A 26,521-nucleotide genomic window follows, 5' to 3' on the forward strand; every position below is an offset into this window, starting at 1 on the left:
GCGGGTGCCAAACGTGACCCGCGCCGACGCCCAGGCGACCGCGCGCAACCCGCTCGCCTTCATCGCCGCACGCTGGACCCCGGATCCCCGGACCGTCCGCCGGGCGGCCCTCGCCGCGCTCGTCATGGCGGTGGTCATCGTGGTCACCGGTGGTGCCGTCCGGCTCACCGGCTCCGGCCTGGGCTGCCCGACCTGGCCCAAGTGCACCGACGACTCGATCACCAACACCAGCGAGATGGGCATCCACGGCGTCATCGAGTTCGGCAACCGCCTGCTGACGTACGTGCTGTGCGCGGCCGTCGGCTGGGCGATCGTCGCCGCCCGCTCCCAGAAGCCGTACCGGCGCAGCCTGACCCGGCTGGGCTGGGCCCAGTTCTGGATCGTCATGGGCAACGCGATCCTCGGCGGCATCGTGGTCCTCGTCGGTCTGAACCCGTACACGGTCGCGGCGCACTTCCTGCTGTCCTCGGCACTGATCGCGGTCGCGACGGTGATGTGGCAGCGCACCCGCGAGGGCGACGGCGCACCCCGGCCGCTGGTCGGCAAGGCCGTGCGGCAGCTGGTGTGGTTCCTGGTGGCCGCCTCCGTGCTGCTGATCGCGGTCGGCACGGTGGTCACCGGCGCGGGCCCGCACGCGGGTGACTCCAGCGAGGTCGAGCGGATGCCGCTGGACTGGGAGACGGTCAGCAAGCTGCACGCCGTGCTGGCGTGGATCGTGGTGACGCTGACGTTCGCCCTGTGGTTCGTCCTCAAGGCGGTCGACGCCCCCAAGGCGCCCCTGGACCGCACCCGCGAGCTGTTCCTGATCCTGCTCGCCCAGGGCGCGGTGGGCTACGTCCAGTACTTCACCGACCTCCCCGAGGCCCTGGTCGGCCTGCACATGTTCGGCTCGTGCGTGATGTGGATCTGGGTATTCCTGGTCCTGCTGTCGCTGCGCGAACGCCCGGCGTCGACGGCCCCGGACGCTCCTGAGCCGCCCGCTCAGGAGCCCGCCACGAGCCCGTCGATCGCCGGTCCGAGGTAGTCCCGGGTCAGCCGGGCCCGACGCAGGACCCACTCCCCGGCGGGCGATGGGGCGCTGTCGTAGCGCCGCCTCCTGATGTCCGCGACGACCTCGCCGGGCGCACCGAGGCCGGGCAGTACGTCCAGGGCCTCCCGCTTGGAGATCAGGCGGCCCTCGCGCAGGGTGACGGTGGCGCGGGCGAAGGTCAGCAGGCCCAGGTCGACCCATACGTCCTGCGTCCAGTTGGCGGCCCGGTCCACCTCACGCCGCCAGTAGTCGCGCTGGTCGCGCACCACGAACGCGGCGAGCTCGCCGTCCGGTACCGGCGGCAGCACGTCCGCGGGCGGCGCCCCGTGCAGCACCCGGCCGAAGATGTGCAGTTCCGTCCTGGTCACGGGAGTGACGGGGCGCTTGAACAGCTGCTGGTGCGCCCAGGTGAGATGGCGCCGGCCGGCGTCCGCCGCGGTGTCCGGTGTGAGGTAGGTGCAGTGCAGCAGGCCGGCGAGCGGCTCAACCCGCAGCCGGGCGTGCAGCAGCGCGATCCGCCACAGCGTCCGCGCGCGGATCGGACGGTTCAGGACCGCGATCAGGTCCAGGTCACTGCGGCCCTCCCGGTAGTCACCGCCCGCCAGGGAGCCGTGCGCCCACACCGCGACGGGGCCGAGCGGTGTCAGACCGGTGAGGAAGCGGTCGAGCAGGGCGTCGGTCGGCATCCGGCCAGTCTTACCGCCTCAGACCAGCCCGTACACCCTTCCCGCGTTCCCGGAGGCGATCAGGCCGGCCACCCGCTGGGCGTCCGCCGGCGACCACGCTCCCTCGGAGACCCAGGTGCCGAGCACCCGGCCGAGTGACTCGCGGAAGAGATGGGCGCCGACCACGTGCAGCTCGGGCAGGCCCCGGGCGCCGCTGGAGAAGAGGATCTTGCCGAAGGGGGCGAGTTCGAGGATCTCCGCGAGAACGGTCGCCGCGCGGGCGCCGGTGCGCACCAGGGCGGCGCCGCAGTCGGCGTAGACGTGCGGGAAGACGCCGGCGAGGTGGGCGGCGTGGCGGTGGTACGGATAGCCGTGCAGCAGGACGAGGTCGGTGCCGAGGCCCGCGCTGGCCCGGACGAAGTCGGTGAGCAGGACGGGGTCGGTGCGGTCGATGCGGGCGCCCGGTGCGCCGAGGCCGGCGTGGAGCTGGAGGGGCAGGCCGGAGGCGACCGCGATCCACAGCAGGTGCCGCAGCAGCACCGGGTCGCTCAGCTCGTCCCCGGCCCGGCGCCCCGCCAGCCAGCGCCCTGCCGCACCGCGCACCTGCCCCGCCCCCGGCGGCTCGGGGGCGAGCGCCAGCCCGTGCCGCGACCCGGCGACCGAGGTGAAGGCGACCGCGTGCGCGGCCGCGCCGTGCACGGACTCGGCGAGGTTGGCGAGGAAGGACTCGACGGTGCCGGAGGTGTCGGCGACCTGTTCGGCGAGCTGTTCGAGGCGGACGATCTCGTGCGCGTCCGCGTCGCCCGCCCGGCCCAGCTCGGCGGGCCCGGTGAGGTCGTCGGGCAGACCGGTGTCGACGAGGTAGGCGGTGATGCCGCTGCCCCGCAGCAGCCGGCGCCCCGCCTCGATCATGCCCAGCTCACGGCGCCGGGCGAGATACCGGGCGGGCGGACAGTGCGGCTCCAGACCGAGCAGGGGCGGGCACCAGCGGCGTACGGCGAACCCGGTCTGGGTGTCGAAGAGGGTGGTGCCGGGGGCGGGCGGGCCCTCGGTACGGGCCAGCTGGGCCTCGAAGGTGCCGAGGCCCAGCTCCGTACGGAGCACTCCGTGGCAGTACTGGTCCACGAGGTACGGCGGGTCGATCATCTCCCGGCTCTCCCCGTGTGGACGCTGTCATTGCCTACAGGTCCCAACGAGTGAACCGGCGAGTAGGTATGGCCCGGGGCGGACTCAGCCGTTCGAGGGGCCGCCGACCTGGATCCCCGCCATACGGCTCCACTCGTACGGGCCCGTCCTCACCTTCGCCGCGAACTCGCCGTCGAAGTCCTCGTGGACGGTGATGCCCGCCTTCTCGACGGCCCTGTGGGCGATCTCCATCGAGGGGGCGAAGAGATCGCCCCACTCACCGTCCTCGCCGACCAGGACGATCCGGGCGCCGCGCTGTCCGAGGTACTGGATCTTCCCCTCGGCGCCGCGGTGCGCCTTGGCGAAGCCGCCGATCTGCTGGGCGAGCCGGGCCGCCTTCTTCTCGGCCTTCGGGTCCACCTGCTGCGTGTCTGCCATGACCAGGATGCTACCGACGGGTAGATCAAACGGCGACGGGCGGGGTCCGTGGCCTTGGCCACGCACCCCGCCCGCCGAGCGGCGTTCCGGGAGCCGTTACCGCAGGAAGGGGTCCACCGCGACGGCCACGAAGAGCAGCGACACATAGGTGATGGACCAGTGGAAGAGGCGCATCTCCTTGAGCTTGCCGCCCGTCACCTCGGCCTTCGCGCGGTTCAGCAGCGCGTGGGCCTCCCACAGCCACCAGCCGCCCGCCACGAGGGCGACGGCCGTGTAGAACCAGCCGGTGTAGCCCAGCGGGGTGAGGAGCAGGGACACCCCGACCATGACCCAGCTGTACAGCACGATCTGCTTGGCGACCGCCTTGTTTCCGGCGACGACCGGGAGCATCGGCACACCGACGCGCGCGTAGTCGTCCTTCACCTTCATGGACAGCGGCCAGTAGTGCGGCGGCGTCCAGAAGAAGATGACGAGGAAGAGGATGACCGGCGCCCACGCCACCGAGTTGGTGACCGCGGACCAGCCGATCAGTACCGGCATGCAGCCGGCGATGCCGCCCCAGACGATGTTCTGCGACGTGCGCCGCTTGAGGATCATCGTGTAGACGACGACGTAGAAGAGGAGCGCGCCGAGGGAGAGCCAGGCCGACAGCCAGTTGACGGTGAGGCCGAACAGCAGCGTCGACACGACCGCCAGGGCGATGCCGAAGGCGAGGCACTCCCACGGGCTGACCATGCCGGTCACCAGCGGACGCTGCGAGGTGCGGTCCATCAGCGCGTCGATGTCGCGGTCGATGTACATGTTCAGCGCGTTGGCGCCGCCCGCGGAGAGGTAGCCGCCGACGCAGGTCAGCAGCACCAGTTTCAGGTCGGGCACGCCCTGCTGCGCCAGGAACATCACCGGGACGGTGGTGATGAGCAGCAGTTCGATGATCCGCGGTTTGGTGAGAGCCACGAATGCCATCGCACGGGCCCCGAACGGCCGATGAGCGGTGCTCTGACTGGTACCCAGCACTCCCGCTGGACGGGATTCAACGGCCGTCACGTACACCCCTACAGAGACATCCCAGCAAGCCTCCCCAGGTGAAGTGGCGGTAAAGGCTCGCGCGTACCACGCCACTGTAGACGTTGCCCAGACCCGGACATTCGCGGGGGTCGGCTCGTGTTGGACGACGCCCTCCGAGGTGCGGCTCCAGGCTCGATTGAGCACCCGGATGAGCGGCTCCGTATTCATCTGCCGAATGCGGAAACTTCCCAGTCAGGAGGCGGATCCAAGGCAGTGCCCGCACTCTGGAACGACTCGGAAGAACGCACGTCCTACGGGGGTAGGCTCGACCTCGCCGGTGGGCAGTCACCGGCATCCGAATTCATGTGGAGAGGAGCCCTGACTCAGGGTGAGCACAAAGCCGACCACCACAGACCTCGAGTGGACCGAGTGGGACCAGCGGGCCGTCGACACCGCCCGCGTCCTGGCCGCCGATGCCGTACAGAAGGTCGGTAACGGCCATCCGGGTACGGCGATGAGCCTGGCGCCTGCCGCGTACACCCTCTTCCAGAAGGTGATGCGGCACGACCCGGCGGACGCCGACTGGGTCGGGCGCGACCGGTTCGTGCTGTCCGCCGGCCATTCGTCCCTGACCCTGTACACCCAGTTGTACCTGGCGGGCTTCGGCCTGGAGCTGGACGACCTGAAGGCGTTCCGCACCTGGGGCTCGAAGACCCCTGGCCACCCGGAGTACGGCCACACCACGGGCGTGGAGACCACGACCGGCCCGCTGGGCCAGGGTGTCGCCAACGCGGTGGGCATGGCGATGGCCGCCCGCTACGAGCGCGGTCTGTTCGACCCGGAGGCCGCCGAGGGCGAGTCCCCCTTCGACCACTTCGTGTACTGCGTCGCCGGTGACGGCTGCCTCCAGGAGGGCATCTCCGCCGAGGCGTCCTCGATGGCCGGGCACCAGAAGCTGGGCAACCTGGTCTTGCTGTGGGACGACAACCACATCTCGATCGAGGGCGACACCGAGACGGCGGTCTCCGAGGACACCTGCAAGCGGTACGAGGCGTACGGCTGGCACGTGCAGCGCGTCGCCCCGAAGCCGGACGGCGACCTGGACCCGAACGCGCTCTACGACGCGATCCAGGAGGCGAAGAAGGTGACGGACAGGCCGTCCTTCATCGCCATGCGGTCGATCATCGCCTGGCCCGCCCCGAACGCGCAGAACACCGAGGCCGCGCACGGCTCGGCGCTGGGCGACGACGAGGTGGCGGCGACCAAGCGCGTGCTGGGCTTCGACCCCGAGCAGACGTTCGAGGTCAGCGACGAGGTCATCGGCCACACCCGCAAGGCGCTGGAGCGCGGCGAGGCGGCCCGGGCCGTGTGGGAGAAGTCGTACCAGCAGTGGCGGGACAACAACCCGGATCGCGCCGCCGAGTACGACCGGATCGCCGCCGGTGAGCTGCCCAAGGGCTGGCAGGACTCCATCCCGGTGTTCGAGCCGGGCAAGGGTGTCGCCACCCGTGCCGCGTCCGGCAAGGTGCTCCAGGCGCTCGGCGCGGTGGTCCCGGAGCTGTGGGGCGGCTCGGCCGACCTGGCGGGCTCCAACAACACCACGATCGACAAGACGTCGTCGTTCCTCCCGGCCGGCAACCCGCTGCCCGAAGCGGACCCGTACGGCCGCACGATCCACTTCGGTATCCGTGAGCACGCCATGGCCGCGGAGATGAACGGCATCGCGCTGCACGGCAACACCCGTATCTACGGAGGCACCTTCCTGGTGTTCTCCGACTACATGCGCAACGCCGTGCGGCTGTCGGCGCTGATGCACCTGCCGGTGACGTACGTGTGGACGCACGACTCGATCGGCCTGGGCGAGGACGGCCCCACCCACCAGCCCGTCGAGCACCTTGCCTCGCTGCGGGCCATCCCCGGCCTGAACGTCGTCCGCCCGGCGGACGCCAACGAGACCGCGATCGCCTGGCGGGAGATCCTCACCCGCTGGACGAAGGAGTTCGGCAAGGGCGCCCCGCACGGTCTGGCGCTGACCCGCCAGGGCGTACCGACGTACGAGCCGAACGAGGACGCGGCGAAGGGCGGCTACGTCCTCTTCGACGCCGACGGTGGTGAGCCGGAGGTCATCCTGATCGCGACCGGTTCCGAGGTGCACGTCGCCGTCGGGGCGCGCGAGCGGCTCCAGGCCGACGGTGTGCCCACGCGTGTGGTGTCGATGCCGTCCGTGGAGTGGTTCGAGGAGCAGGACCAGGGGTACCGGGACAGCGTCCTGCCGCCCTCTGTGACAGCGCGCGTGGCCGTCGAGGCGGGGATCGGTCTCACCTGGCACAAGTACGTCGGGAACGCCGGCCGGATCGTCTCCCTGGAGCATTTCGGTGCCTCCGCCGACGGCAAGGTGCTGTTCGAGGAGTTCGGCTTCACGGCCGAGAACGTGGCGGACGTCGCCAGGGCTGTACTTGATTCAACTACTGGGATCGCCGCAGCCCAGCGCTGACGCCCATATTCGACACGTAGGAGATGGAATTTCCATGACAGACGCATTGAAGCGCCTTTCCGACGAAGGCGTCGCGATCTGGCTGGACGACCTGTCGCGCAAGCGGATCACGTCCGGCAACCTCGCCGAGCTGATGGACCAGCAGCACGTCGTGGGCGTCACCACCAACCCGACGATCTTCCAGAAGGCGATCTCCGAAGGCGACGGCTACGACACGCAGCTGACCGACCTCGCCGCCCGCAAGGTCACCGTCGAAGAGGCCATCCGCATGATCACCACGGCGGACGTCCGCGACGCCGCCGACATCCTGCGCCCGGTCTTCGACGCCACCGACGGCCGTGACGGCCGGGTCTCGATCGAGGTCGACCCGCGGCTGGCGCACAACACCCGTTCGACGGTCGCCGAGGCCAAGCAGCTGGCCTGGCTGGTGGACCGGCCCAACACGCTGATCAAGATCCCGGCGACCGAGGCCGGTATCCCGGCCATCGCCGAGACCATCGGTCTGGGCATCAGTGTCAACGTGACGCTGATCTTCTCCCTGGAGCGCTACCGCAAGGTCATGGACGCGTTCCTGACCGGCCTGGAGAAGGCCAAGGAGCGCGGCCTGGACCTGTCGAAGATCCACTCCGTGGCGTCCTTCTTCGTGTCCCGCGTGGACACCGAGATCGACAAGCGGATCGACGCGCTCGGCACCGACGAGGCCAAGGCGCTGCGCGGCAAGGCCGCCATCGCCAACGCGCGTCTGGCGTACCAGGCGTACGAGGAGGTCTTCGCCTCGGACCGCTGGAGCGCGCTGGAGCGCGAGGGCGCCAACAAGCAGCGTCCGCTGTGGGCGTCGACCGGTGTGAAGGACAAGGCGTACAAGGCCACGATGTACGTCGACGAGCTGGTGGCGCCGAACACGGTGAACACCATGCCGGAGGCGACGCTGTACGCCACCGAGGAGCAGGGCGGGATCCGGGGCGACGCCGTCTCCGGCACCTACGAGCAGGCCCGCGCCGACCTCGACGCGGTCGAGGCGCTCGGCATCGCGTACGACGACGTGGTGCAGCTTCTGGAGGAGGAGGGCGTCGACAAGTTCGAGGCGTCCTGGAACGACCTGCTGAAGTCGACCGAGGCCGAGCTGCAGCGCCTCGCCCCCTCGGAGGGCTGACACCTTGTCGAGCAGCAATCCGCTGCGTGACCCGGCGGACCGACGGCTCCCGCGTATCGCGGGGCCGTCGGGCCTGGTCATCTTCGGCGTCACGGGCGACCTGTCGCGGAAGAAGCTCATGCCGGCCGTGTACGACCTCGCCAACCGGGGGCTGCTGCCCCCGGGCTTCTCACTGGTGGGCTTCGCCCGCCGGGAGTGGGCGAACGAGGACTTCGCCCAGGAGGTCCACGACGCGGTGAAGGAGCACGCCCGGACCCCCTTCCGCGAGGAGGTCTGGCAACAGCTCATCCAGGGCATGCGTTTCGTGCAGGGCACCTTCGACGACGACGATTCCTTCGAGCGGCTGCGCGGCACGATCGAGGAGCTGGACAAGGCCCAGGGCACGGGCGGCAACTTCGCCTTCTACCTGTCGGTGCCGCCGCGTTCGTTCCCGGTGGTCATCCAGCAGCTGAAGAAGCACGGTCTGGCCGACCAGACCGACGGCTCCTGGCGGCGCGCGGTCATCGAGAAGCCCTTCGGCCACGACCTGAAGTCGGCCGAGGAACTCAACGCGATCGTCCACGAGGTGTTCGCCCCGGACCAGGTCTTCCGGATCGACCACTATCTGGGCAAGGAGACCGTCCAGAACATCCTGGCGCTGCGCTTCGCCAACACCATGTTCGAGCCGATCTGGAACCGGTCGTTCGTCGACCATGTGCAGATCACCATGGCCGAGGACATCGGCATCGGCGGCCGGGCCGGCTACTACGACGGCATCGGCGCGGCCCGTGACGTCATCCAGAACCACCTCCTCCAGCTCCTCGCGCTGACCGCGATGGAGGAGCCGGCCTCCTTCGACGCGGACGCGCTGGCGGCGGAGAAGACCAAGGTGCTCGGTGCCGTACGGCTGCCGAAGGACCTGGGCCGGGACACCGTGCGCGGGCAGTACGCGGCCGGCTGGCAGGGCGGCGCGAAAGCGGTCGGGTATCTGGAGGAGGAGGGCATCGACCCCTCCTCCAGGACCGACACCTACGCGGCGATCCGGCTGGGCATCGACAACCGCCGCTGGGCGGGCGTCCCCTTCTACCTTCGCACCGGCAAGCGGCTCGGCCGCCGTGTCACCGAGATCGCGGTCGTCTTCCAGCGGGCCCCGCACTCCCCGTTCGACTCCACGGCCACCGAGGAACTGGGCTCGAACGCGATCGTCATCCGCGTCCAGCCCGACGAGGGCGTCACCGTCCGCTTCGGCTCCAAGGTGCCGGGCACGTCGATGGAGATCCGGGACGTGTCGATGGACTTCGCCTACGGCGAGTCGTTCACCGAGTCCAGCCCGGAGGCGTACGAGCGCCTCATCCTCGATGTCCTGCTCGGCGATTCCAACCTCTTCCCGCGCACGGAGGAGGTCGAGTTGTCCTGGAAGATCCTCGACCCGATCGAGGAGTACTGGGACACCAACGGCAGGCCGGCCCAGTACCCGGCGGGTACCTGGGGACCCGTCGAGGCGGACCACATGCTCGAGCGAGACGGACGGAGCTGGCGCCGGCCATGAAAACTGACCTCACGGACACCACGGCCAGCAAGATCAACAAGGCGTTGGTGAAGGCCCGGCGCGCCATCGGCACCCCTGCCGTCGGCATGGTGCTCACGCTGGTCATCGTGACGGACGAGGAGAACGCCTACGACGCGCTGAAGGCGGCGAGCGACGCCTCGCACGAGCATCCCTCGCGCACGCTCGTGGTCATCAAGCGCGTCTCCCGCTCACTCCGTGACCGCACCCAGTCCCGCCTCGACGCCGAAGTCCGGGTCGGCGCGGACGCCGGCACCGGTGAAACCGTCATCCTCCGCCTCTACGGCGAGGTCGTCGACCACGCCCAGTCGGTGGTGCTGCCGCTGCTGCTGCCGGACGCCCCGGTGGTGGTGTGGTGGCCGGTCAACGCCCCGCTGGACCCGGCACAGGACCCACTGGGCGCGCTGGCCCAGCGCAGGGTGACCGACACCTACGCCTGCGAGAAGCCGGTGGAGGAGCTCGCCGCCCGCGCCGACGCCTACACCCCCGGCGACACGGACCTGTCGTGGACCCGCATCACGCCCTGGCGTTCGATGCTGGCCGCGGCGCTGGACCAGGTCGCCTGCGAGGTGCAGGGCGTGGAGGTGGAGGGCGAGGAGTTCAACCCGAGCTGTGAGCTGCTGGCGATGTGGCTCGCCGACCGGCTGGACGTCCCCGTCAGGCGCTCCCGTTCCGACGGCCCGGGACTCACGGCGGTGCGCATGGACACCGACTGCGGCCCGATCGCGCTGGACCGCGCCGACGGCTCATTGGCGACGCTGTCCATACAGGGCCAGCCCCGGCGCGCGGTGGCGCTCAAGCGCCGGGACACGGCGGAGCTGATCGCGGAGGAGCTGCGCCGCCTCGACCCGGACGACACGTACGCCTCGGCCCTTCGCTACGGCGTGGAGCGCCTGAAGCGCCCGAACGGGGAGGGGGCGCCGGCCAAAGGAGAACGGGAAGCGGTCCCCGCTCCCGTCGAGTCGGCTGCGAAAGCTCCCGCGGCCCAGGCGACGGCGCAGGCACCGGTGAAGAGGGCGGCGGCGAAATGAGTACGACACCGCAGGTCGTCGTGCACCGGGACAAGGAGCTGATGGCGCAGGCCGCCGCGGCACGGCTGATCACCAGGATCGTGGACGCGCAGGCCTCCCGGGGCTCGGCGTCCGTGGTCCTGACCGGTGGCCGCAACGGCAACGGCCTGCTGGCCGCGCTGGCCGCGGCCCCGGCCCGGGACGCGATCGACTGGCCCAGGCTGGACCTGTGGTGGGGCGACGAACGCTTCCTCCCTGAGGGCGACCCTGAGCGCAATGTCTCCCAAGCCCGCGAGGCGCTGCTCGACGCGGTGCCGCTGGACCCCGAGCGTGTGCACGCCATGCCCGCGTCGGACGGCCCGCACGGATCCGACGTGGACGCGGCGGCGGCCGCCTACGCGGAGGAACTGGCCGCCGCGGGCGACCCCGTCCCCACCTTCGACGTCCTGCTGCTGGGCGTGGGCCCGGACACCCATGTGGCGTCCCTCTTCCCGGAACTCCCGGCGGTCCGGGAGACGGAACGCACGGTGGTCGGCGTCCACGGCGCCCCCAAACCCCCGCCGACCCGCGTGACCCTGACCCTCCCCGCCATCCGGGCGGCCCGGGAGGTCTGGCTCCTGGCCGCGGGCGAGGACAAGGCGGAGGCAGCGGCGATCGCCCTGTCGGGCGCCGGCGAGATCCAGGCCCCGGCAGCGGGCGCTCAGGGCCGCTCCCGCACCCTGTGGCTCCTGGACAGGACAGCAGCTTCACAGCTGCCCCGCTCGCTGTACCCACCGGCGTCGGCATGACCGGCCCGTCCGGCACAGTCGGCCCGTCCGGCGTTTGAGGACAAGGCCCGTCCGGGCCGTTGGGGTCCGGGGCGCAGCCCCGGGGACGGGAAGGGAAGGGGCGGCGGGGGCGAAATCCCCACCGCCCCCACCCCTACTTCACCGACCCCGCCATGACCCCCTGCACGAAGTGCCGCTGGAACGCGAAGAACACGGCCACCGGCACCACCAGCGACAGGAACGCCCCCGGCGCCAGCACGTCGATGTTGCTCCCGAACTGCCGGATCTGCGACTGCAGCTGCACCGTCAGCGGCTGCGACGAACTGTCCGCGAACAGCAGCGCTACCAGCATGTCGTTCCACACCCACAGGAACTGGAAGATCGCAAGAGAGGCGATCGCCGGCCGTCCCACCGGCAGCACCAGCCGGGTGAAGATCCGCCACTCGCTCCCCCCGTCCATCCGCGCCGCCTCCAGCATCTCCTTCGGCATCTCCGCGAAGTAGTTCCGCAGCAGGAACACCGCGAACGGCAGCCCGTACGCCACGTGGAACAGCACGACGCCGGGAATCGTCCCGAACAGCCCCAGCTGTCCGAAGAGTTTGGCGACCGGCAGCAGCCCGATCTGCACGGGCACGACCAACAGCGCGACGACGACGAGGAACACGGTGTCCCGCCCCGGAAAGTCCAGCCAGGCAAAGGCATATCCGGCGAGCGCCGCCACCACCACGACCAGCACCGTCGTCGGCACCGAGATCAGCACGGTGTTCCAGAACGCCTGGGTGATGCCGGAGTTCTCCAGCAGCGCCGAGTAGTTGTCGAAGGAGAGCTGGCCCGGGCCGGTGAACACGGTCCACCAGCCGCCCTTGGCGGTGTCCTCGGCGGAACGCAGCGAGGACAGGAACAGACCGGCCAGCGGAGTCATCCACACCAGGCCGATCACGACCAGGAACGCCTGCACCACCGTGTTGCCGAGTCCGCGCCGGATCGCGTTCATCGCTGACTCCTTCGAAAGCGGCGGACGTTGAACACCATGGCGGGGATGACCAGGAGCAGGAGCAGCACACCGAGCGCACTGCCGAGGCCCTGGTTGTTGCCGCCGCCGAACGACACCAGCCACATCTGGGTCGCCAGCACGGTCGCGTCCTCCTGCACCGGTCCCGGGGCGATGATGTACACCAGGTCGAAGACCTTCATGACGTTGATGACCAGGGTCACGAAGACGACGGTGAGGACGGGCGCGAGCAGCGGAACGGTGATGCGGCGGAAGATCTGCCACTCGTTGGCACCGTCCATGCGCGCGGCCTCGAGCGCGTCCCGCGGCAGGGCCGCGAGCCCCGCGCCGATGAGCACCATCGCGAAACCGGTCCATATCCATAGGTACGCTCCGATGATCGCCGGCGTGACGAGCGCCGGGCCGAGCCAGGAGATGCCGTCGTAGGGTGCCGCGAAGTTGGAGGACGGCAGCTTGATCGCGTACGAGCCGCTGTCCAGTCCGGTGAGGCGGAAGGAACCGTCGGCCGCGGTGGTGGTGCCGGCGACCGTCTTCCCGTCGCGCACCGCCTCCACCGTCACCCCGGGCAGGCCGCTCTCCTCCCGGTCGACCACGCCCGGCTCCCCTCCCCCACCGGGGGTGAAGTCGAGGTACACCACACCGCGCACCTCGTCGGAGCCCGCCTTCCCCGCCGCCGCGGCGGCGGCGGGTTCGGCGTCGCCCGGCAGATCCTTGGGTGCGACGCCGACCAGCCCCAGCGCGGCCGTGCCGCCGGGCGAGACGTCCGCGCCGGTGACGTACGAGCCGTCCGCCTGCTTGGTCAGCCCCTCGCCGTCGCGGGCACGGGCGGTCGGGTAGGAGGAGGTGCCCTCGAACGCGTCGTGCACGGAGACGACGGCGGCGTTGAGGACGCCCTTGTCCGGGTCCTCGTCGTAGGCGAGCCGGAAGATGATGCCGGCCGCGAGGAAGGACACCGCCATCGGCATGAACAGCAGCAGTTTGAAGGCGGTGGCCCAGCGGACCTTCTCCACCAGGACGGCCAGGATCAGACCGAGCCCGGTCAGCAGCGTCGGTGCCACGACGACCCAGATGGCCGTGTTGCGGACGGCCTTGAGCGTGGTCGGGTCCCGGAACATCTCGGTGTAGTTCTCGCCGCCGACGAACTCGTTGCCGGAAGCGTCGAAGAAGCTGCGGCCGACCGAGAAGAGCACCGGGTAGACCACCAGCGCGCCCAGCAGGAGCAGCGCGGGGAGGACGAACAGCAGGGCGATGACCCGCCCCCGACGGCGCAGGCGGCGGCCGCGCGCGCCGTCGGGGTGCACAGGTGCCGGAGGACTCGCCTCTTTCAGCAGTGTGGCGGTCATGGTCCTCAGTTCCCGTATGCCTTGGCGGCGGCCTTCTCGAGCTCGGCCGCGGTCTTGGCCGGGTCGGCGGGGTCGCGCAGGAAGTCCTGCAGGATCTTCCACTCGCCGGCGCCCTTGGTGCCGCCGAAGGCCGCGGGGGCCTGGTCGGACATGTCGAAGCGGACCGAGTCGCCGGCGGCGATCAGGGACTTGGCGGTGGCGCGGGTGACGTCGTCTCCGTAGGAGGAGGGGTCGAGCTTCTTGTTCGGTGAGAGGAAGCCGCCCGCCTCGGCCCACACGGCGGCGGCCTCGGGGCTCGCCAGGTACTCCAGGAGCGCCATGCCGGCCTTGCCGTTCTTGCCGTCCTTGAGGACGACGGCCGCGTCGCCGCCGCTGACCACGGGGGCCTTGCCGTCGCCGACCGGCGGGAAGGGGAAGAAGTTCGCGTCGGTGCCGATGTTCTTGCCGAACTGGTCCTTGGCGACACCTGCGACGAAGTCCCCCTCGTACACCATGGCGGCCTCGGCCGAGGGACCGAAGACCTTCTCCACCGAGCCGGGGAAGTCGGTGTTGAGGGCTCCCTTCTGGCCGCCGGCGATGAGCTGCTTGTCCTGGAAGAGCTTGCCGAGGGTGGTGAGCGCCTCGACGACCGTCGGGTCGGTCCACTTGATCTCGTGCGCGGCGAGGGCGTCGTACTTCTCGGGTCCGGCCTGGGAGAGGTAGACGTTCTCGAACCAGTCGGTGAGGGTCCAGCCGTCCTGTCCGGCGACGGAGAAGGCGGCGAGTCCGGAGTCGGAGATGGTCCGCCCGTCCTTCAGCATGGCGTCGTACGTCTTCGGCGGGGTGACGCCGGCCTGTTCGAGGGCCTCGGGGCTGTACCAGACCGTGGACTTGTGGGCGGCCTTGAAGTAGAGGCCGTACAGGGTGCCGTCGACGCTGCCGTAGGTCTGCCATACGTCGGCGAAGTTGTCGCCCACGGTGGTCTTGACCTTCGCGTCCAGCGGCTTGAGCCAGCCGTTCTCGGCGAACTGCTTGAGCACGCCGACCTGCGGGACCATGACGACGTCGGGGGCGTTGCCGCCCTCGATCTTGCTGCCGACGACGGTGGAGACGTTGTCGCCGGTGGAGACGAACTGGGTCTTGGCACCGGTCTTCTCGGTGAAGGCGTCGAGCACCTTCTGGAAGTTCTTCTGCTCGCTGCCGGACCAGACTCCGGCGACGGTGACGGTCTGGCCGTCGAGCGACTTGTCGCCGCCGCCGGCCGATACGGGGTCGTCGCTGCCGCAGGCGGTCGCGCCGAGCGCGAGGACGAGGGCGGTGCATCCGGTGAGCAGGGTGGTACGTCGTCGCATCATCATCGATGTCCCTTCGGGGATACGGGAGTTGACCGGACTTGCTGTGCAGTGGCTGTCTCGGAGCCGTTGGGGGAGGCGCCTCGGGGGCTGCCTCAGTAGCCGTCGATCCACCAGGCGGCGGTGGAGCCGGGGAGTACTCCGGACGGGCAGGGTCCGCTGGCGAGCAGCGGGGTGCCGGAAACCGGAGCGGGTACGGGGGCGGCGGTGAAGTTGACGGCACAGACGAGGTCGCCGCCGCGGGTGAAGGCGAGGACGCCGGGCTGCTGGGTGTCCAGCCAGCGCAGCGTTCCCTCGCCCAACTGAGCAAGGGCCGCACGGAGTTGGAGGCCATCGCGGTACAGGTGCCAGGAGGAACGGGTGTCGGCGAGGGCGCGGTGGGTGGCGTACTCGGCGAAGTACTCCGGCTGCGGAAGCCAGGGTTTGGCACCTTCGGCGCCGGAGGTGAAGCCGAACGGGGAGGCCTGCCCCGACCAGGGCAGCGGCACCCTGCATCCGTCGCGTATGCGCGCCCGGCTGCCGGTGCGGCGGAAGATCGGGTCGGTGAGCACGTCGTCCGGCAGGTCCACGACCTCGGGCAGGCCCAGTTCCTCGCCCTGGTAGATGTACGCGGCTCCGGGCAGCGCCAGCATCAGCAGCGCGGCGGCGCGGGCGCGGGCGGCGCCGAGTCCGCTGCCCTCAGGGGCGGGTTCTCCGTAGCGGGTGACGGTACGGACCTGGTCGTGGTTGTTGAGGACCCAGGTGACGGTCGAGCCGGTGCCGGCGATGTCCTGCATGGCCTCGGTGATGACCTTGCGGAAGGCGTCGGCGTCCCAGGGGGCACCGAGCAGGTCGAAGAAGAAGGCCTGGTGGAGCTCGTCGGCGCGGACGTACCGGGCGTGTTCGCGGGCGGTGGGGACGGAGACCTCGCCGACCAGGAGGCGTTCGCGGCCGTCGCGGTCGGTGTACTCCTCGCACACGGCGCGCCAGTGCCGCCACACGTCGTGCACCTCGGGCTGGTTCCAGGCGAGCGGGTTGACCGAATCGCGGGTGCGGGCGTCGGCCTCCGGGTCCGGGGAGTCGGGCAGCTCGGGGTGCTTGTACAGGCCGGCGGCGACATCGATGCGGAAGCCGTCGACGCCCCGGTCCAGCCAGAAGCGGAGGGTGCGGTCGAATTCGGCGGCGACCTCGGCCTCGCGCCAGTTCCAGTCCGGCTGTTCGGGCGTGAACATGTGCAGGTACCACTGGCCGGGGCGGCCGTCGGACTCGGTGACGCGGGTCCAGGCGGGGCCGCCGAACATGGCGTGCCAGTTGTTGGGCGGCTCGGCGCCGTCCGGTCCGCGGCCGTCGGCGAAGTGGAAGCGGGCGCGCTCGGGGCTGCCGGGGGCGGCGGCGAGGGCATCGCGGAACCAGGGATGCTCGTGGGAGCAGTGGTTGGGGACGATGTCCAGCAGGATCTTGATACCGAGCCGGCGGGCGGCGGTCACCAGCAGGTCGAACTCGGCGAGGTCGCCGAAGACCGGGTCGACGTCGCGGTAGTCGGCCACGTCGTAGCCGTGGTCGTGCTGCGGCGAGGGGTAGAAGGGGCTCAGCCAGATCCCGTCCACGCCGAGCTTCTTCAGGTACGGCAGACCCGCCCTGACCCCGGCGAGATCACCGATGCCGTCACCGGTGCTGTCCAGGAAGCTGCGGACGTACACCTGATAGATCACCGCGTCACGCCACCAGTGGTGCCTGTTCACCCCATTGACCTGTCTGTGAGGAGCGCTGTTCGTTATGCATGCATGTTAGGTAACGGTGTCGAGAGGGTGTCAATGAAGTTGCCGAAGCTACTGGGCGGTTGGCAGCCGCAGATCAGGATGCAACGAGAGATAACGGGCACAGTTGAGACGTCCGCGTTACCTAACAAGTAACTAGGAAGGGATCCGCGCGTCGGTCTAACGCGAGGAGACGGCGGCGAGTTCGCCCGCCAGCCGGCGCACCGCGGCCTCGGGCGTCTGCCGCCCGGTCATCGCGTCGTGCACCACCGCCTGCACCACCAGGCTCACCTGGTCGTAGTGCGGGCTCTTGGGGCGCGGAGCGGCGGTGCGCACACTCTCGCGCAGGGTCGGCAGGTACGGGAACCGCCGGATCAGCGCCGGGTCCTCGTACACGTCGGCCCGGACGGGCGGCAGCGCGCCGCGCGTGAGCACCTGGCGCTGCACGCGCTCGCTGGTGAGGTACGCGATCAGCCGCGCGGCGGAGTCGGGGTGCCGGGCGTGGGTGCTGACGGCCAGGTTGGAGCCGCCGAGGACGCTGGTGCCCGGACCGTCCGGTCCCGGCAGCGGTACGGCGCCGACCTTGCCGGCGACCTCGGAACCGGGGGCGGACGCGGCGACGTAGGCGTAGGGCCAGTTGCGCAGGAAGAGCAGCCGCCCGTTCTGGAAGGCCTGCTTGGACTCCTCCTCCTTGTACGCCAGCGCCTCTTTCGGTATCCAGCCCTCGCGGACGCCGCGGGTCAGGAAGCCGATGCCCTCCCTCGCCGCCCGGGAGTCCACGGTGACCCGCTCGCCCTCGTCGCCGAGAATGGTGCCGCCCGCCGAGTAGACGGCCTCGGCCGCGTTCACGGTCAGCCCCTCGTACGGCAGGAACTGGCCCGCGTAGCCGTCGAGCCCGTACCGCGGGGCGAGGGTCTTCGCGGCCCGTTCCAGATCGGCCCAGGTGCGCGGCGGCGGGACACCCGCCTCGGCCAGGATGTCCTTGCGGTAGAGGAGCAGCCCGGCGTTGGTGACGTACGGCACGGCGTACAGCCGGTCGTCGTAGGTCGCCGAGGCCACGACCGGGGACAGGAAGGTGCCGAGCGGGAAGCGGTCGCGCGGCAGCGGGCGGATCCATCCCGCGGCGGCGAACTCCGAGGTCCAGCTGACGTCGATGTTGAGCACGTCGAACCGGCCGCGCTCACCTCCGCGCAGTTCCGTGATCATCTGCGCGCGGGTCTCGTCGGCGGAGTCGGGCAGTTCGACGAGGGTGACCTTCTCACCGGGGTGGGCGCGGTTCCAGCCCTCGAGCACCGAACCGAGATAGCCGGTGAGGTCACCGGCGGTGGCCAGGGTGAGCGGTCCGCGACCGCCCCCGCCGGCCTCGTCGGCGCGCGCGCCGGAGGCGACGTAACCGGTCAGGACGACGACCAGGACAAGGAGGCCCCTACCCGCGGCATGGATCCACCGCATAGGTTCCTCCCCGTACACCGGCACCCGGGCACCATCGTCCGGGAGTCAGAGGCCATGTATACCTGTTAGGTATGCGTGATACTAGATCCCGCGGCACATTAACCGGAACGCGCGGGGAGGAGAGCACGAGTGCGGCTGCCCCTCCTGGCGCTGCTCGCCCGCGGCCCGGCCCACGGCTATGAGCTCAAGCAGGACCTTGAGCAACTGCTGGGCTCCGCGTACCCTCAGCCGAACGTCGGCCAGATCTACGTCACCCTCGGCCGCCTCGAGAAGACCGGACTGATCGAGGGCGAGGACATCGAGCAGTCGAGCCGGCCCAACAAGAAGGTCTACCACCTCACCGACGCCGGGCGGGAGGCGTTGCGCGGCTGGTACGAGGAGACGGCGGACGAGCCGCGGGTGCGAGACGAGTTCTTCATGAAACTGGCCCTGGCCCCGCAGACGGGTCTCGCCGACCAGATCGCCCTGATCAACAGGCAGCGACGACAGTACCTGAACACCATGCGGCAGTTGTCCAAGCTGGCCGCCGCAGAGAACCGGGACAACCGCATCTCCCATCTGCTGATCGAGGGCGCGATGCTGCATCTGCAGGCCGACCTCGACTGGCTGGAACGGTGCCAGGAAGAGTTGGAGGAGCTTCAGTGAGCGAGAGCCCCGCTGAAGTGCTGCGCGCCGAGCACCTGGTCAAGACGCACCACGGCGAGGGCGCCCCCGCGCACGCCGTGCGCGGGGTCGACCTGCGGGTGACGCAGGGCGAGTTCGTGGCGATCACCGGTCCGTCCGGTGCGGGCAAGTCGACCCTGCTGCATCTGCTCGGCGGGCTCCAGCGTCCGGACGCGGGCAGCATCTGGCTGGACGGCGAGCGCACCGACGGCTACAGCGAGGCCCGCTGGGCCGTGGAGCGCCGCAAGCGCATCGGAATCGTCTTCCAGTTCTTCAACCTCGTCTCCGACCTGTCGGTCGCTGACAACGTGGAGTTGCCCGCCCTCCTCGCCGGGACGCCACCGAAGAAGGCACGCGCCGGGCGGGAGGAACTCCTCACCGAGCTCGGACTGCGGGGCAAGGAACGCAGCATGCCGGGCGAACTGTCCGGCGGTGAACAGCAGCGGGTCGCCCTCGCACGGGCGCTGGTCAACCATCCGCCGCTGCTGCTGGCCGACGAGCCCGCGGGCAGCCTGGACAGCAAGGGCACCCGCGAGGTGATGCGGCTGCTGTCCCGCTTCCACCGGCGCGGGCAGACCATCCTGCTCGTCACGCACGACGCCCGGCTGGCGAGCGCCGCCGACCGGGTGATCAGCTTCTTCGACGGCCGGATCGCCGACGACGCGGAACTCGACGGCGGCACACCGCCCCGCCGGGCCGGAACATCGGGCGTACTGGAGCTCAAGGACTGACATGCGCTTCCACGACAGCCCTCCCAGGGACTGACCGCCGGTGCGAGCGACTCTGCGCTGGGCGCACTCCGATCTGCGGACGCACCGCGGTGAGGCACTGTTCCTGATTCTCGCCACCGCGGGCATCGTCGCGTCCCTGCTGCTGGCAGCGGCCCTGTTCGGGTACGCCACCAACCCCTGGCAGCGGGTCTTCACCCAGGCGCACGGCGCGCATGTCACGCTGCACACCACCGCCAGCGCCGACGCCGGGAAGCTGGCCGGCCTGGACGGCGTGGAGTCCGTCGCCGGCCCCTACCCGACGGCCTCGGTCACCCTCGCCTCACGGGGCGGCCGTGCCTCGGTGGAACTGCGCGGCACCACCGCCGAGCCGGAAGTGGGCCGCCCGCTGATCGCCTCCGGGCGCTGGCTGGACCCGGCCGTTCCGGACGGGGTGGTCCTGGAGAGCCGGCTCGCGCGTGCGCTGCTGACGGCCCCCGGTGACACGCTCAGCGTGCCCGGCACCGCGCGGAAGCTGACCGTGGTGGGCATCGCCGACAGCGCCGAGCCACGCTACCGGCCGGGTGAGCGGACGGGCCTGGTGTGGGCCCTGCCGCCGACCGTGACGGACCCGGGCGGCCAGGTGGTGGGGCTGCGGCTGACCGACCCGGGCGAGACCGGGTACGCCGTGCAGCGGGCGGTGACCGAGCTGGGCGCCGGGGCGATCGGCGAGGTGGCCACCTGGCAGCAGGCACGTGCCGAGGCGCAGGGCGACAACCGGCTGCTCGGCCAGGTGCTGGGCCTGTTCGGACTCGGGGCCCTGGTCGCCGCCGGATTCGCCGTGCACGGGGCGATCGCCACCCGGATCCGGGGGCACCTGCGCGACCTCTCCATTCTCAAGGCGATCGGCTTCACGCCCGGCCAGGTCGTCCGTGTGTTCCTGATCCAGCACCTGGTCTACGCCCTGCTCGGTGCCGTGGCCGCCGCCGCACTCACCGAGGCGCTGGGCAGCGCGGTGCCGGGGCGGATCGGTGACGCGGTCGCCGTGTGGCAGGGGCTGCCAGGCCACACCGTGACGCTCTTCGCGGTGCCGGCGGGGGCGGTGCTGTTCATCGGCGCGACCACCGGCCTGGCCGCCTGGCGGGCGGGACGGGTGCCGCCGGTGCCGGTGCCGCGGCCCGCGGCGTCCCCGGCCGGACCGCTCACCGCAGTGGCGCGGCGGGCTCTGGGGGCACGGGTACCGCCGGCGCTGGTCCTGGGCTGGCACAAGGCGTTCACCCGCCGGCCGCGCTCGCTGGGCGCGGTGGGCAGACTGACACTGCCCTTGCTGCTGATCGTCGTGGCACTGAGCGCCTGGACCACCATCGACCGCTTCCACAGCAGTCCCGAGCAGATGGGACTGCCCACCGCGCTCGGGGTCCGCGCGGACGCCTCACTGGGCGACCGGGAGGCCCGCACCCTGCTGGAGCGCGATCCGCAGGTCGCCGCCGCCTACCCCGGCGTGGAGGTGGCCGCGCTGGTCCCCGGCCAGACCGCCACCATCGCCCTGCGCGGACTCGGCACCCGCCAGGAGCCGTACCCGTTCACGCTGGCCGAGGGCCGCGCCGCACGGGGACCGGACGAGGCGGTGGCCGGACAGGGGCTGCTCGACCTGCTGCACGTCCGCGTCGGCGACTGGGTGCGGATGACCGTCGGCGACCAGCCGCAGATCCTGCACATCGTCGGCCGCAGCATCGAACCGGAGAACGCCGGCCGGGTCATCTCCACCTCGCTCGACACCCTCCGCGCCAACGACCCGGACCTGCGGCCGAGCCTTTACCAGCTCCGGCTGGACCCCGGCGCCGACCCGGACACGGTCGCCGCCCGGCTGGCCTCGGCCGGCCACGGCCACCTGGACGTGCACACCGTGACCAATCCGGCGGACGGGCTGTCCCCGCTGCGCGCGGTCGTGCTCGGGCTGATCGTGATCCTCGCGCTGATCGGGCTGATCGAACTGCTGACGGCGATCGGCGGCACGGTCCGCGAAGGCGAACGCGATCTGCTGGCGCTCAAGGCCATCGGCCTCTCCCCCCGGCAGATCACCGCCGTCACGGTCACGGCCATCGCGAGTACGGCCCTGGGGGCCGTGCTGCTCGCCATGGCCCTCGGACTGCCGCTGGCGCACTGGCTGATCGATGCCCAGGGAAGATCGAGCGGCATCGGCGCGGGGATCGCCCGGGGGCCCTCCCCCGTGCTCCTCCTGCTGCTCGGGACGGCCGCGGTGCTGGGCGCCGCCGCCCTCGCCGCGCTCCCGGCCGCCCGGGCCGCCCGCCGCCGCCTCGCGGACACCTTGAGCGCCGCAGCCTGAACCCCCGGCCCGCCCGGGCCGGGGTGAGCCCACACGCCCAGCGTCAGCCGACCTCACACGCACTCGACGCCGAGCGGTTCCCAGCCCCCGGGCGGCCGGACGACCCGCCACCGGTCCTGTCCCGACCCGCCACCGGTCCTGTCCCCCACAGCCGCCGCACCGGACCCCACCACCCCGCCCCACGAGCCACCCTCCGCCGCCTCGCGGACGTCCGCAGCGGGGCGGCGGTCAGCCGGCGTAGGGGCCGTGCGGGGGATGCGCGGTGTACGGCGACTGCGGGGCGTACGGGTTCGCGCCCACGCCGGGGACGTACGGGGTGCCGCCCGCCCCGGGTGCGTACGGAGGCTGCGGGTGGCCGTACGGGTTCCCCCGCGGGGGTACGTGGGGCGGTCCCATGGGCGGGACGGGGCCGGGGATCGGCGGGAGGCTCGCGGGGTGGGTGCCCAGGCGGATGCCGTAGCGGCGCTTCAGCCGACCGGTCTCCAGCAGGGCGATCGCCGTGACGGTCACCGGGGCCCCGAGGATGAAGACGATGCCCATGGTGAGGCCGAGACCGTGCAGATCGCCGGTGACGAGGTCGGGGATCGCCATCAGCCAGGTGGTCACCGTGGCGAGCAGCGCGGGCAGACAGCGGTGCACGGCGGCCGTGCCGAAGAAGTTGCCGGAGACCCGCACGGCTCCGTGCCCCACGAAGACGAGCATCCACATCATGGTCACGCCCACCCCCAGGATCATCAGCGGGTTGCCGGCGGCCGCGTTCGTCGTCTGCACCAGCAGCACCAGGGCGACCACACAGCCGATGAACAGCAGGAGCAGCTTGAGGGAGTTGAGGAGCGACACCTTCAGCCGGCGCACGGTGCCGGTGCGCCGCCAGACGAAGAGCATCACACCGACCGTCATGGGGGTGAGGAAGAGCAGCACCGCCGAGGCGGTCAGCGCGTTCTCCAGCAGCTCCGTGATGTCGAAGCCGCCCTCCAGGACGGTGTAGACGCCGATGGACGCGACCGCTCCGGCGACGACGCGGATGCGCTTGAGCCGCTCGATGGAGGGGTCGATCGACGGCGGGATCCACGCGGGGTGGAACACCGCCCTCGCGACATGATGGGGCTTCAGGAAGGTCCGGGCTCTGAGTGTGCCGCCGGTCCAACTTCCGTGCGTACGTGCCACCTTGTGCTCCCCCGAGCGCTCGCTGTGATGATCGCCGGGGATTCTACGGCAGGCGGACGGCGGCCCCGCCGCCCGCTCCCCCGCATCGCACTACCGCCGGCCGCGCAGCTCCCGGTAGGTGGCGACCAGGGCCTTGGTGGAGGCATCCAGACCCGGGACTTCGGCGCCGTCGGTGAGGGCGGGCTCGACGCGCTGGGCGAGGACCTTGCCGAGTTCGACGCCCCACTGGTCGAAGGAGTCGATGTTCCAGATCGCGCCCTGCACGAACACCTTGTGCTCGTACAGCGCGACGAGCTGGCCGAGCACGGACGGTGTGAGCTCGCGCGCGAGGATCGTGGTGGTGGGGTGGTCGCCCTTGAACGTCTTGTGCGGGACGAGTTCCTCCGGCACCCCCTCGCCGCGCACCTCGTCCGGGGTCTTGCCGAACGCGAGAGCCTGCGTCTGGGCGAAGAAGTTGGCCATCAGCAGGTCGTGCTGGGCCTTGAGTTCGTCGCTCAGCTCGGCGACGGGCTCGGCGAAGCCGATGAAGTCGGCCGGGATCAGCTTCGTACCCTGGTGGATCAACTGGTAGTAGGCGTGCTGCCCGTTGGTGCCCGGGGTGCCCCACACGACCGGTCCTGTCTGCCACTCCACCTCGCGCCCGTCCCGGCCGACGTACTTGCCGTTGGACTCCATGTCGAGCTGCTGGAGGTAGGCGGTGAACTTCGACAGGTAGTGCGAGTACGGCAGCACCGCGTGCGACTGCGCGTCGTGGAAGTTGCCGTACCAGACGCCCAGCAGACCCAGCAGCAGCGGCGCGTTGGACTCGGCGGGGGCGGTGCGGAAGTGCTCGTCGACGATCCGGAACCCGTCGAGCATCTCCCGGAAGCGGTCCGGGCCGATGGCGATCATCAGCGACAGCCCGATCGCCGAGTCGTAGGAGTAGCGTCCGCCGACCCAGTCCCAGAACTCGAACATGTTCGCCGTGTCGATGCCGAACCCGGCGACCTTCTCGGCGTTCGTCGACAGGGCGACGAAGTGCCTGGCGACCGCCTCCTCGTCCTGGAGGGCGTCCAGCAGCCAGGTCCGCGCGGAGGTGGCGTTGGTGACCGTCTCGATGGTGGTGAAGGTCTTGGACGCGATGATGAACAGCGTCTCGGCCGGGTCCAGGTCCCGGGTCGCCTCGTGCAGGTCGGCGCCGTCCACGTTGGACACGAAACGGACCGTGAGGTCACGGTCGGTCCAGGCGCGCAGCACCTCGTACGCCATGGCGGGGCCCAGGTCGGAGCCGCCGATGCCGATGTTGACGACGTTGCGGATGCGCTTGCCGGTGTGGCCGGTCCATTCGCCGGAGCGGACCCGGCCGGCGAAGTCGGCCATCCTGTCGAGGACGGCGTGCACGGCCGGGACGACGTTCTCCCCGTCGACCTCGATCACCGCGTCCCGGGCGGCCCGGAGCGCGGTGTGCAGCACGGCCCGGTTCTCGGTGGTGTTGATCTTCTCGCCGCGGAACATGGCGTCCCGGAGGCCGGACACGCCGGTGGACTCGGCCAGTTCGCGCAGCAGCCGCAGGGTCTCGTCCGTGACCAGGTGCTTGGAGTAGTCGACGTACAGGTCACCGACCCGGAGGGTGTACCCGGTGCCGCGGCCGGGGTCGGCGGCGAACAGCTCGCGCAGCCCCACCTCACCGAGCTCCTCGCGGTGCTTGGCCAGTGCGGTCCACTCGGGCGTCTGGTTGAGCCTCGTACGGCCGTCTGCGTTCATCTCGGACTTCAGCCTTCTTCCTTGGGTGTCCGCTGTGCCGGCTGTTCCCAACCTAATTGATCAGCGGTGAAGAAGGCCGAGGGAGTCCGGAGTGCGAACGCGCCCGGTGGAGAGGCCCGGAACCTGCCCGGCCGGCCTAGATCTCTCCTCGCAGCTTGGCGAGCGCCTCGGCGAGGATCGCCTCGCCGTCCGCGTCACTGCGACGCTCCCGCACATAGGCGAGGTGGGTCTTGTAGGGCTCGGTGCGCGGCGGGTCCGGGGGGTTGTCGCGGTCCTGCCCGGCCGGAAATCCGCAGCGGGGGCAGTCCCAGGTATCGGGCACCTGCGCGTCGCTTGCGAAGCTCGGCTGTGTCTCGTGCCCGTTGGAGCACCAGAAGGAGATGCGCAGCCGCGGCGCGGACTCGCCGCGCTCGGCCTCGCCCATCGGCCCCGCCCCGACCCGGCTTCCCCGGATCGCGTTGCCACTTGCCACGGTTGTAACTCCCTGCGTGATGGTGCCGCGAAGCGAGTCGGCCTTCCGCTTCGCTGCGAGCGCCTCAGTCTACGTAAGGCCCAACGCGCGTCCAGTGATAGGAGTTACCTTCCCTCGCATCCAGACGCAAGCCCCATGATAGGCCGCGCTCAGCTGCGCGTACCGAACATGGGGCCTTACGTGGAAATGCGAGCGGAATTCGCCCTGGGTCAGTTGTTCACCTTCATCGTGATGCCGAGCACCACGATGCACGCGAACCAGAGCAGACCGACCACGACGGTGATCCGGTCGAGGTTGCGCTCGGCGACCGAGGAGCCGCCGACGGAGGACTGCATGCCACCACCGAACATGTCGGAGAGGCCGCCGCCCTTCCCCTTGTGCATCAGCACCAGCAGCATCAGCAGCAGGCTGAAGACGATCAGGGCGATGGAGAACCCCATAACCACGGCTGGACCAACTTCCTCGGACTCGGATGGACGACGCGGGGCCCAGCACACTGCTGGACCCCGCAAGGGTACGACGGATCGCCGCTACGGCATACTCACTGGTCGCGGAAACGAACGATCTTGACGAACTCGTCGGCGTCCAGGGCGGCGCCGCCGACCAGGGCACCGTCGATGTCGGCCTGCGCCATGATCTCGGCGACGTTGCCGGACTTGACCGAGCCGCCGTACTGGATGCGGACCCGGTCGGCCAGCTCCTGGGTGTAGAGCTCGGCGATCTTGCCGCGGATGGCGGCGCAGACCTCCTGGGCGTCCTCGGCGCCGCAGACCTTGCCGGTACCGATGGCCCACACCGGCTCGTAGGCGATCACGATCGTCCCGGCCTGCTCGGCCGGGAGGTCCTTCAGACCGCCCTCGACCTGGGCGAGGGTGTGGCCGACGTGGTTGCCCGCCTCGCGCACCTCCAGCTCCTCGCCGACGCAGAGGATGGGGGTGATGCCGTGCTTGTAGGCGGCCTTCACCTTGGCGTTCACGATCTCGTCGGTCTCGGCGTGGTACTGCCGGCGCTCGGAGTGACCGATCGCCACGTAGGTGCACTTCAGCTTGGCCAGCATGGGGCCGGAGATCTCACCGGTGTAGGCGCCGCCGTCGTGCGCCGAGATGTCCTGGGCGCCGTACTTGATCTTCAGCTTGTCGCCGTCGACGAGCGTCTGCACGGAGCGCAGGTCGGTGAAGGGCGGCAGGACGGCGACCTCGACGGCCTCGTGGTCCTTGTCGGCCAGGGCGAAGGCGAGCTTCTGGACGTGGGCGATGGCCTCGAGGTGGTTGAGGTTCATCTTCCAGTTGCCGGCCATCAGCGGCGTGCGGCCGTT

Annotated in this window: 23 protein-coding genes; 9 read left to right on the forward strand and 14 right to left on the reverse strand. The window is 70.7% G+C overall.

Annotated elements, in window-relative coordinates:
• The first annotated feature begins 13 nt into the window (after positions 1–13).
• Positions 14–1,024, forward strand: a complete 1,011-nt coding sequence (locus ACZ5C2_RS18710; protein ID WP_468792237.1) for a COX15/CtaA family protein — start codon at positions 14–16, stop codon at positions 1,022–1,024.
• Here ACZ5C2_RS18710 and ACZ5C2_RS18715 read toward each other — a convergent pair.
• The 4 genes from ACZ5C2_RS18715 to ACZ5C2_RS18730 form a co-directional block, all read right to left on the reverse strand.
• A complete protein-coding gene (locus ACZ5C2_RS18715) occupies positions 982–1,716 on the reverse strand; it encodes a nucleotidyltransferase domain-containing protein (protein ID WP_468792058.1) in 735 nt (244 codons plus the stop codon). The genes ACZ5C2_RS18710 and ACZ5C2_RS18715 overlap by 43 nt on opposite strands.
• An 18-nt stretch (positions 1,717–1,734) precedes the next feature.
• Complete coding sequence (locus ACZ5C2_RS18720; protein ID WP_468792061.1) at positions 1,735–2,841, reverse strand: amidohydrolase family protein; 1,107 nt, start codon at positions 2,839–2,841, stop codon at positions 1,735–1,737.
• An 84-nt stretch (positions 2,842–2,925) separates the two neighbouring features.
• Positions 2,926–3,258 (reverse strand): hypothetical protein, encoded by a 333-nt coding sequence (locus ACZ5C2_RS18725; protein WP_468792064.1) that lies wholly within the window; start codon positions 3,256–3,258, stop codon positions 2,926–2,928.
• 96 nt (positions 3,259–3,354) lie between these two features.
• Positions 3,355–4,308, reverse strand: a complete 954-nt coding sequence (locus ACZ5C2_RS18730) for a heme o synthase (RefSeq protein WP_468792067.1) — start codon at positions 4,306–4,308, stop codon at positions 3,355–3,357.
• Between the two features lie 343 nt (positions 4,309–4,651).
• On the opposite strand from ACZ5C2_RS18730, the gene tkt reads away from it, so the two are divergent.
• Genes tkt through pgl form a run of 5 tightly spaced genes read left to right on the forward strand, consistent with a single transcriptional unit; the run spans position 4,652 to position 11,254 of the window.
• Complete coding sequence (tkt, locus tag ACZ5C2_RS18735) at positions 4,652–6,757, forward strand: transketolase (protein WP_468792070.1); 2,106 nt, start codon at positions 4,652–4,654, stop codon at positions 6,755–6,757.
• 34 nt (positions 6,758–6,791) lie between these two features.
• Entirely contained in the window at positions 6,792–7,910 is a 1,119-nt protein-coding gene (tal, locus tag ACZ5C2_RS18740) for a transaldolase (protein ID WP_468792073.1), read from the forward strand.
• A 4-nt stretch (positions 7,911–7,914) separates the two neighbouring features.
• Positions 7,915–9,438 (forward strand): glucose-6-phosphate dehydrogenase, encoded by a 1,524-nt coding sequence (gene zwf / locus ACZ5C2_RS18745; protein WP_468792076.1) that lies wholly within the window; start codon positions 7,915–7,917, stop codon positions 9,436–9,438.
• Positions 9,435–10,487, forward strand: a complete 1,053-nt coding sequence (opcA, locus tag ACZ5C2_RS18750) for a glucose-6-phosphate dehydrogenase assembly protein OpcA (protein ID WP_468792079.1) — start codon at positions 9,435–9,437, stop codon at positions 10,485–10,487. The genes zwf and opcA overlap by 4 nt, the downstream gene beginning before the upstream one ends.
• Complete coding sequence (gene pgl / locus ACZ5C2_RS18755) at positions 10,484–11,254, forward strand: 6-phosphogluconolactonase (protein ID WP_468792082.1); 771 nt, start codon at positions 10,484–10,486, stop codon at positions 11,252–11,254. The genes opcA and pgl overlap by 4 nt, the downstream gene beginning before the upstream one ends.
• Positions 11,255–11,387: 133 nt before the next feature.
• Here pgl and ACZ5C2_RS18760 read toward each other — a convergent pair whose 3' ends face one another.
• From ACZ5C2_RS18760 to ACZ5C2_RS18780, 5 genes are all read right to left on the reverse strand, one after another.
• On the reverse strand, positions 11,388–12,227 hold the full coding sequence (locus ACZ5C2_RS18760; protein WP_468792085.1) for a carbohydrate ABC transporter permease: 840 nt from the start codon (positions 12,225–12,227) through the stop codon (positions 11,388–11,390).
• Complete coding sequence (locus tag ACZ5C2_RS18765) at positions 12,224–13,588, reverse strand: ABC transporter permease (RefSeq protein ID WP_468792088.1); 1,365 nt, start codon at positions 13,586–13,588, stop codon at positions 12,224–12,226. The genes ACZ5C2_RS18760 and ACZ5C2_RS18765 overlap by 4 nt, the downstream gene beginning before the upstream one ends.
• 5 nt (positions 13,589–13,593) lie before the next feature.
• Positions 13,594–14,922 carry an ABC transporter substrate-binding protein gene (locus ACZ5C2_RS18770; RefSeq protein WP_468792240.1) on the reverse strand — a complete coding sequence of 443 codons (1,329 nt, stop codon included), beginning with the start codon at positions 14,920–14,922 and terminating at the stop codon, positions 13,594–13,596.
• A 92-nt stretch (positions 14,923–15,014) separates the two neighbouring features.
• Positions 15,015–16,640 carry a glycoside hydrolase family 13 protein gene (locus tag ACZ5C2_RS18775; RefSeq protein ID WP_468792091.1) on the reverse strand — a complete coding sequence of 542 codons (1,626 nt, stop codon included), beginning with the start codon at positions 16,638–16,640 and terminating at the stop codon, positions 15,015–15,017.
• 195 nt (positions 16,641–16,835) lie between these two features.
• Complete coding sequence (locus ACZ5C2_RS18780) at positions 16,836–18,107, reverse strand: ABC transporter substrate-binding protein (RefSeq protein WP_468792094.1); 1,272 nt, start codon at positions 18,105–18,107, stop codon at positions 16,836–16,838.
• Positions 18,108–18,236: 129 nt separating this feature from the next.
• Here ACZ5C2_RS18780 and ACZ5C2_RS18785 point away from each other — a divergent pair, with 129 nt between their 5' ends.
• Genes ACZ5C2_RS18785 through ACZ5C2_RS18795 form a run of 3 tightly spaced genes read left to right on the forward strand, consistent with a single transcriptional unit; the run spans position 18,237 to position 21,824 of the window.
• Positions 18,237–18,752: a PadR family transcriptional regulator gene (locus tag ACZ5C2_RS18785; RefSeq protein WP_468792097.1), complete on the forward strand. Its 516-nt coding sequence runs from the start codon at positions 18,237–18,239 to the stop codon at positions 18,750–18,752.
• Positions 18,749–19,501: an ABC transporter ATP-binding protein gene (locus ACZ5C2_RS18790; RefSeq protein ID WP_468792100.1), complete on the forward strand. Its 753-nt coding sequence runs from the start codon at positions 18,749–18,751 to the stop codon at positions 19,499–19,501. The genes ACZ5C2_RS18785 and ACZ5C2_RS18790 overlap by 4 nt, the downstream gene beginning before the upstream one ends.
• A gap of 40 nt (positions 19,502–19,541) precedes the next feature.
• The gene (locus ACZ5C2_RS18795) at positions 19,542–21,824 is read left to right on the forward strand and encodes an ABC transporter permease (RefSeq protein ID WP_468792103.1); all 2,283 of its coding nucleotides are present in this window, start codon (positions 19,542–19,544) and stop codon (positions 21,822–21,824) included.
• 228 nt (positions 21,825–22,052) lie between these two features.
• On the opposite strand, the gene ACZ5C2_RS18800 is transcribed toward ACZ5C2_RS18795, so the two are convergent.
• From ACZ5C2_RS18800 to tpiA, 5 genes are all read right to left on the reverse strand, one after another.
• Positions 22,053–22,991: a hypothetical protein gene (locus ACZ5C2_RS18800; RefSeq protein ID WP_468792106.1), complete on the reverse strand. Its 939-nt coding sequence runs from the start codon at positions 22,989–22,991 to the stop codon at positions 22,053–22,055.
• 90 nt (positions 22,992–23,081) lie between these two features.
• Positions 23,082–24,734, reverse strand: coding sequence for a glucose-6-phosphate isomerase (gene pgi / locus ACZ5C2_RS18805; protein WP_468792109.1), 1,653 nt, complete (start codon positions 24,732–24,734; stop codon positions 23,082–23,084).
• Between the two features lie 136 nt (positions 24,735–24,870).
• Complete coding sequence (locus ACZ5C2_RS18810) at positions 24,871–25,206, reverse strand: RNA polymerase-binding protein RbpA (protein ID WP_003957010.1); 336 nt, start codon at positions 25,204–25,206, stop codon at positions 24,871–24,873.
• 209 nt (positions 25,207–25,415) lie between these two features.
• Positions 25,416–25,646, reverse strand: coding sequence for a preprotein translocase subunit SecG (gene secG, locus ACZ5C2_RS18815; RefSeq protein WP_037938704.1), 231 nt, complete (start codon positions 25,644–25,646; stop codon positions 25,416–25,418).
• A 101-nt stretch (positions 25,647–25,747) separates the two neighbouring features.
• On the reverse strand, positions 25,748–26,503 hold the full coding sequence (gene tpiA / locus ACZ5C2_RS18820; protein ID WP_468792244.1) for a triose-phosphate isomerase: 756 nt from the start codon (positions 26,501–26,503) through the stop codon (positions 25,748–25,750).
• Positions 26,504–26,521: the final 18 nt, after the last annotated feature.

The sequence above is a fragment of the Streptomyces sp. NPDC031365 genome, assembly GCF_055569765.1.

Coding starts and splice junctions, on each gene's coding strand:
- pgi (WP_468792109.1), bottom strand. CDS start 24,734: ATGAACGCAGACGGCCGTACGAGGCTCAACCAGACGCCCGAGTGGACC.
- ACZ5C2_RS18780 (WP_468792094.1), bottom strand. CDS start 18,107: ATGCGGTGGATCCATGCCGCGGGTAGGGGCCTCCTTGTCCTGGTCGTC.
- ACZ5C2_RS18765 (WP_468792088.1), bottom strand. CDS start 13,588: ATGACCGCCACACTGCTGAAAGAGGCGAGTCCTCCGGCACCTGTGCAC.
- ACZ5C2_RS18770 (WP_468792240.1), bottom strand. CDS start 14,922: ATGATGCGACGACGTACCACCCTGCTCACCGGATGCACCGCCCTCGTC.
- tal (WP_468792073.1), top strand. CDS start 6,792: ATGACAGACGCATTGAAGCGCCTTTCCGACGAAGGCGTCGCGATCTGG.
- ACZ5C2_RS18720 (WP_468792061.1), bottom strand. CDS start 2,841: ATGATCGACCCGCCGTACCTCGTGGACCAGTACTGCCACGGAGTGCTC.
- ACZ5C2_RS18760 (WP_468792085.1), bottom strand. CDS start 12,227: ATGAACGCGATCCGGCGCGGACTCGGCAACACGGTGGTGCAGGCGTTC.
- tpiA (WP_468792244.1), bottom strand. CDS start 26,503: ATGGCCGGCAACTGGAAGATGAACCTCAACCACCTCGAGGCCATCGCC.
- ACZ5C2_RS18715 (WP_468792058.1), bottom strand. CDS start 1,716: ATGCCGACCGACGCCCTGCTCGACCGCTTCCTCACCGGTCTGACACCG.
- ACZ5C2_RS18725 (WP_468792064.1), bottom strand. CDS start 3,258: ATGGCAGACACGCAGCAGGTGGACCCGAAGGCCGAGAAGAAGGCGGCC.
- pgl (WP_468792082.1), top strand. CDS start 10,484: ATGAGTACGACACCGCAGGTCGTCGTGCACCGGGACAAGGAGCTGATG.
- secG (WP_037938704.1), bottom strand. CDS start 25,646: ATGGGGTTCTCCATCGCCCTGATCGTCTTCAGCCTGCTGCTGATGCTG.
- opcA (WP_468792079.1), top strand. CDS start 9,435: ATGAAAACTGACCTCACGGACACCACGGCCAGCAAGATCAACAAGGCG.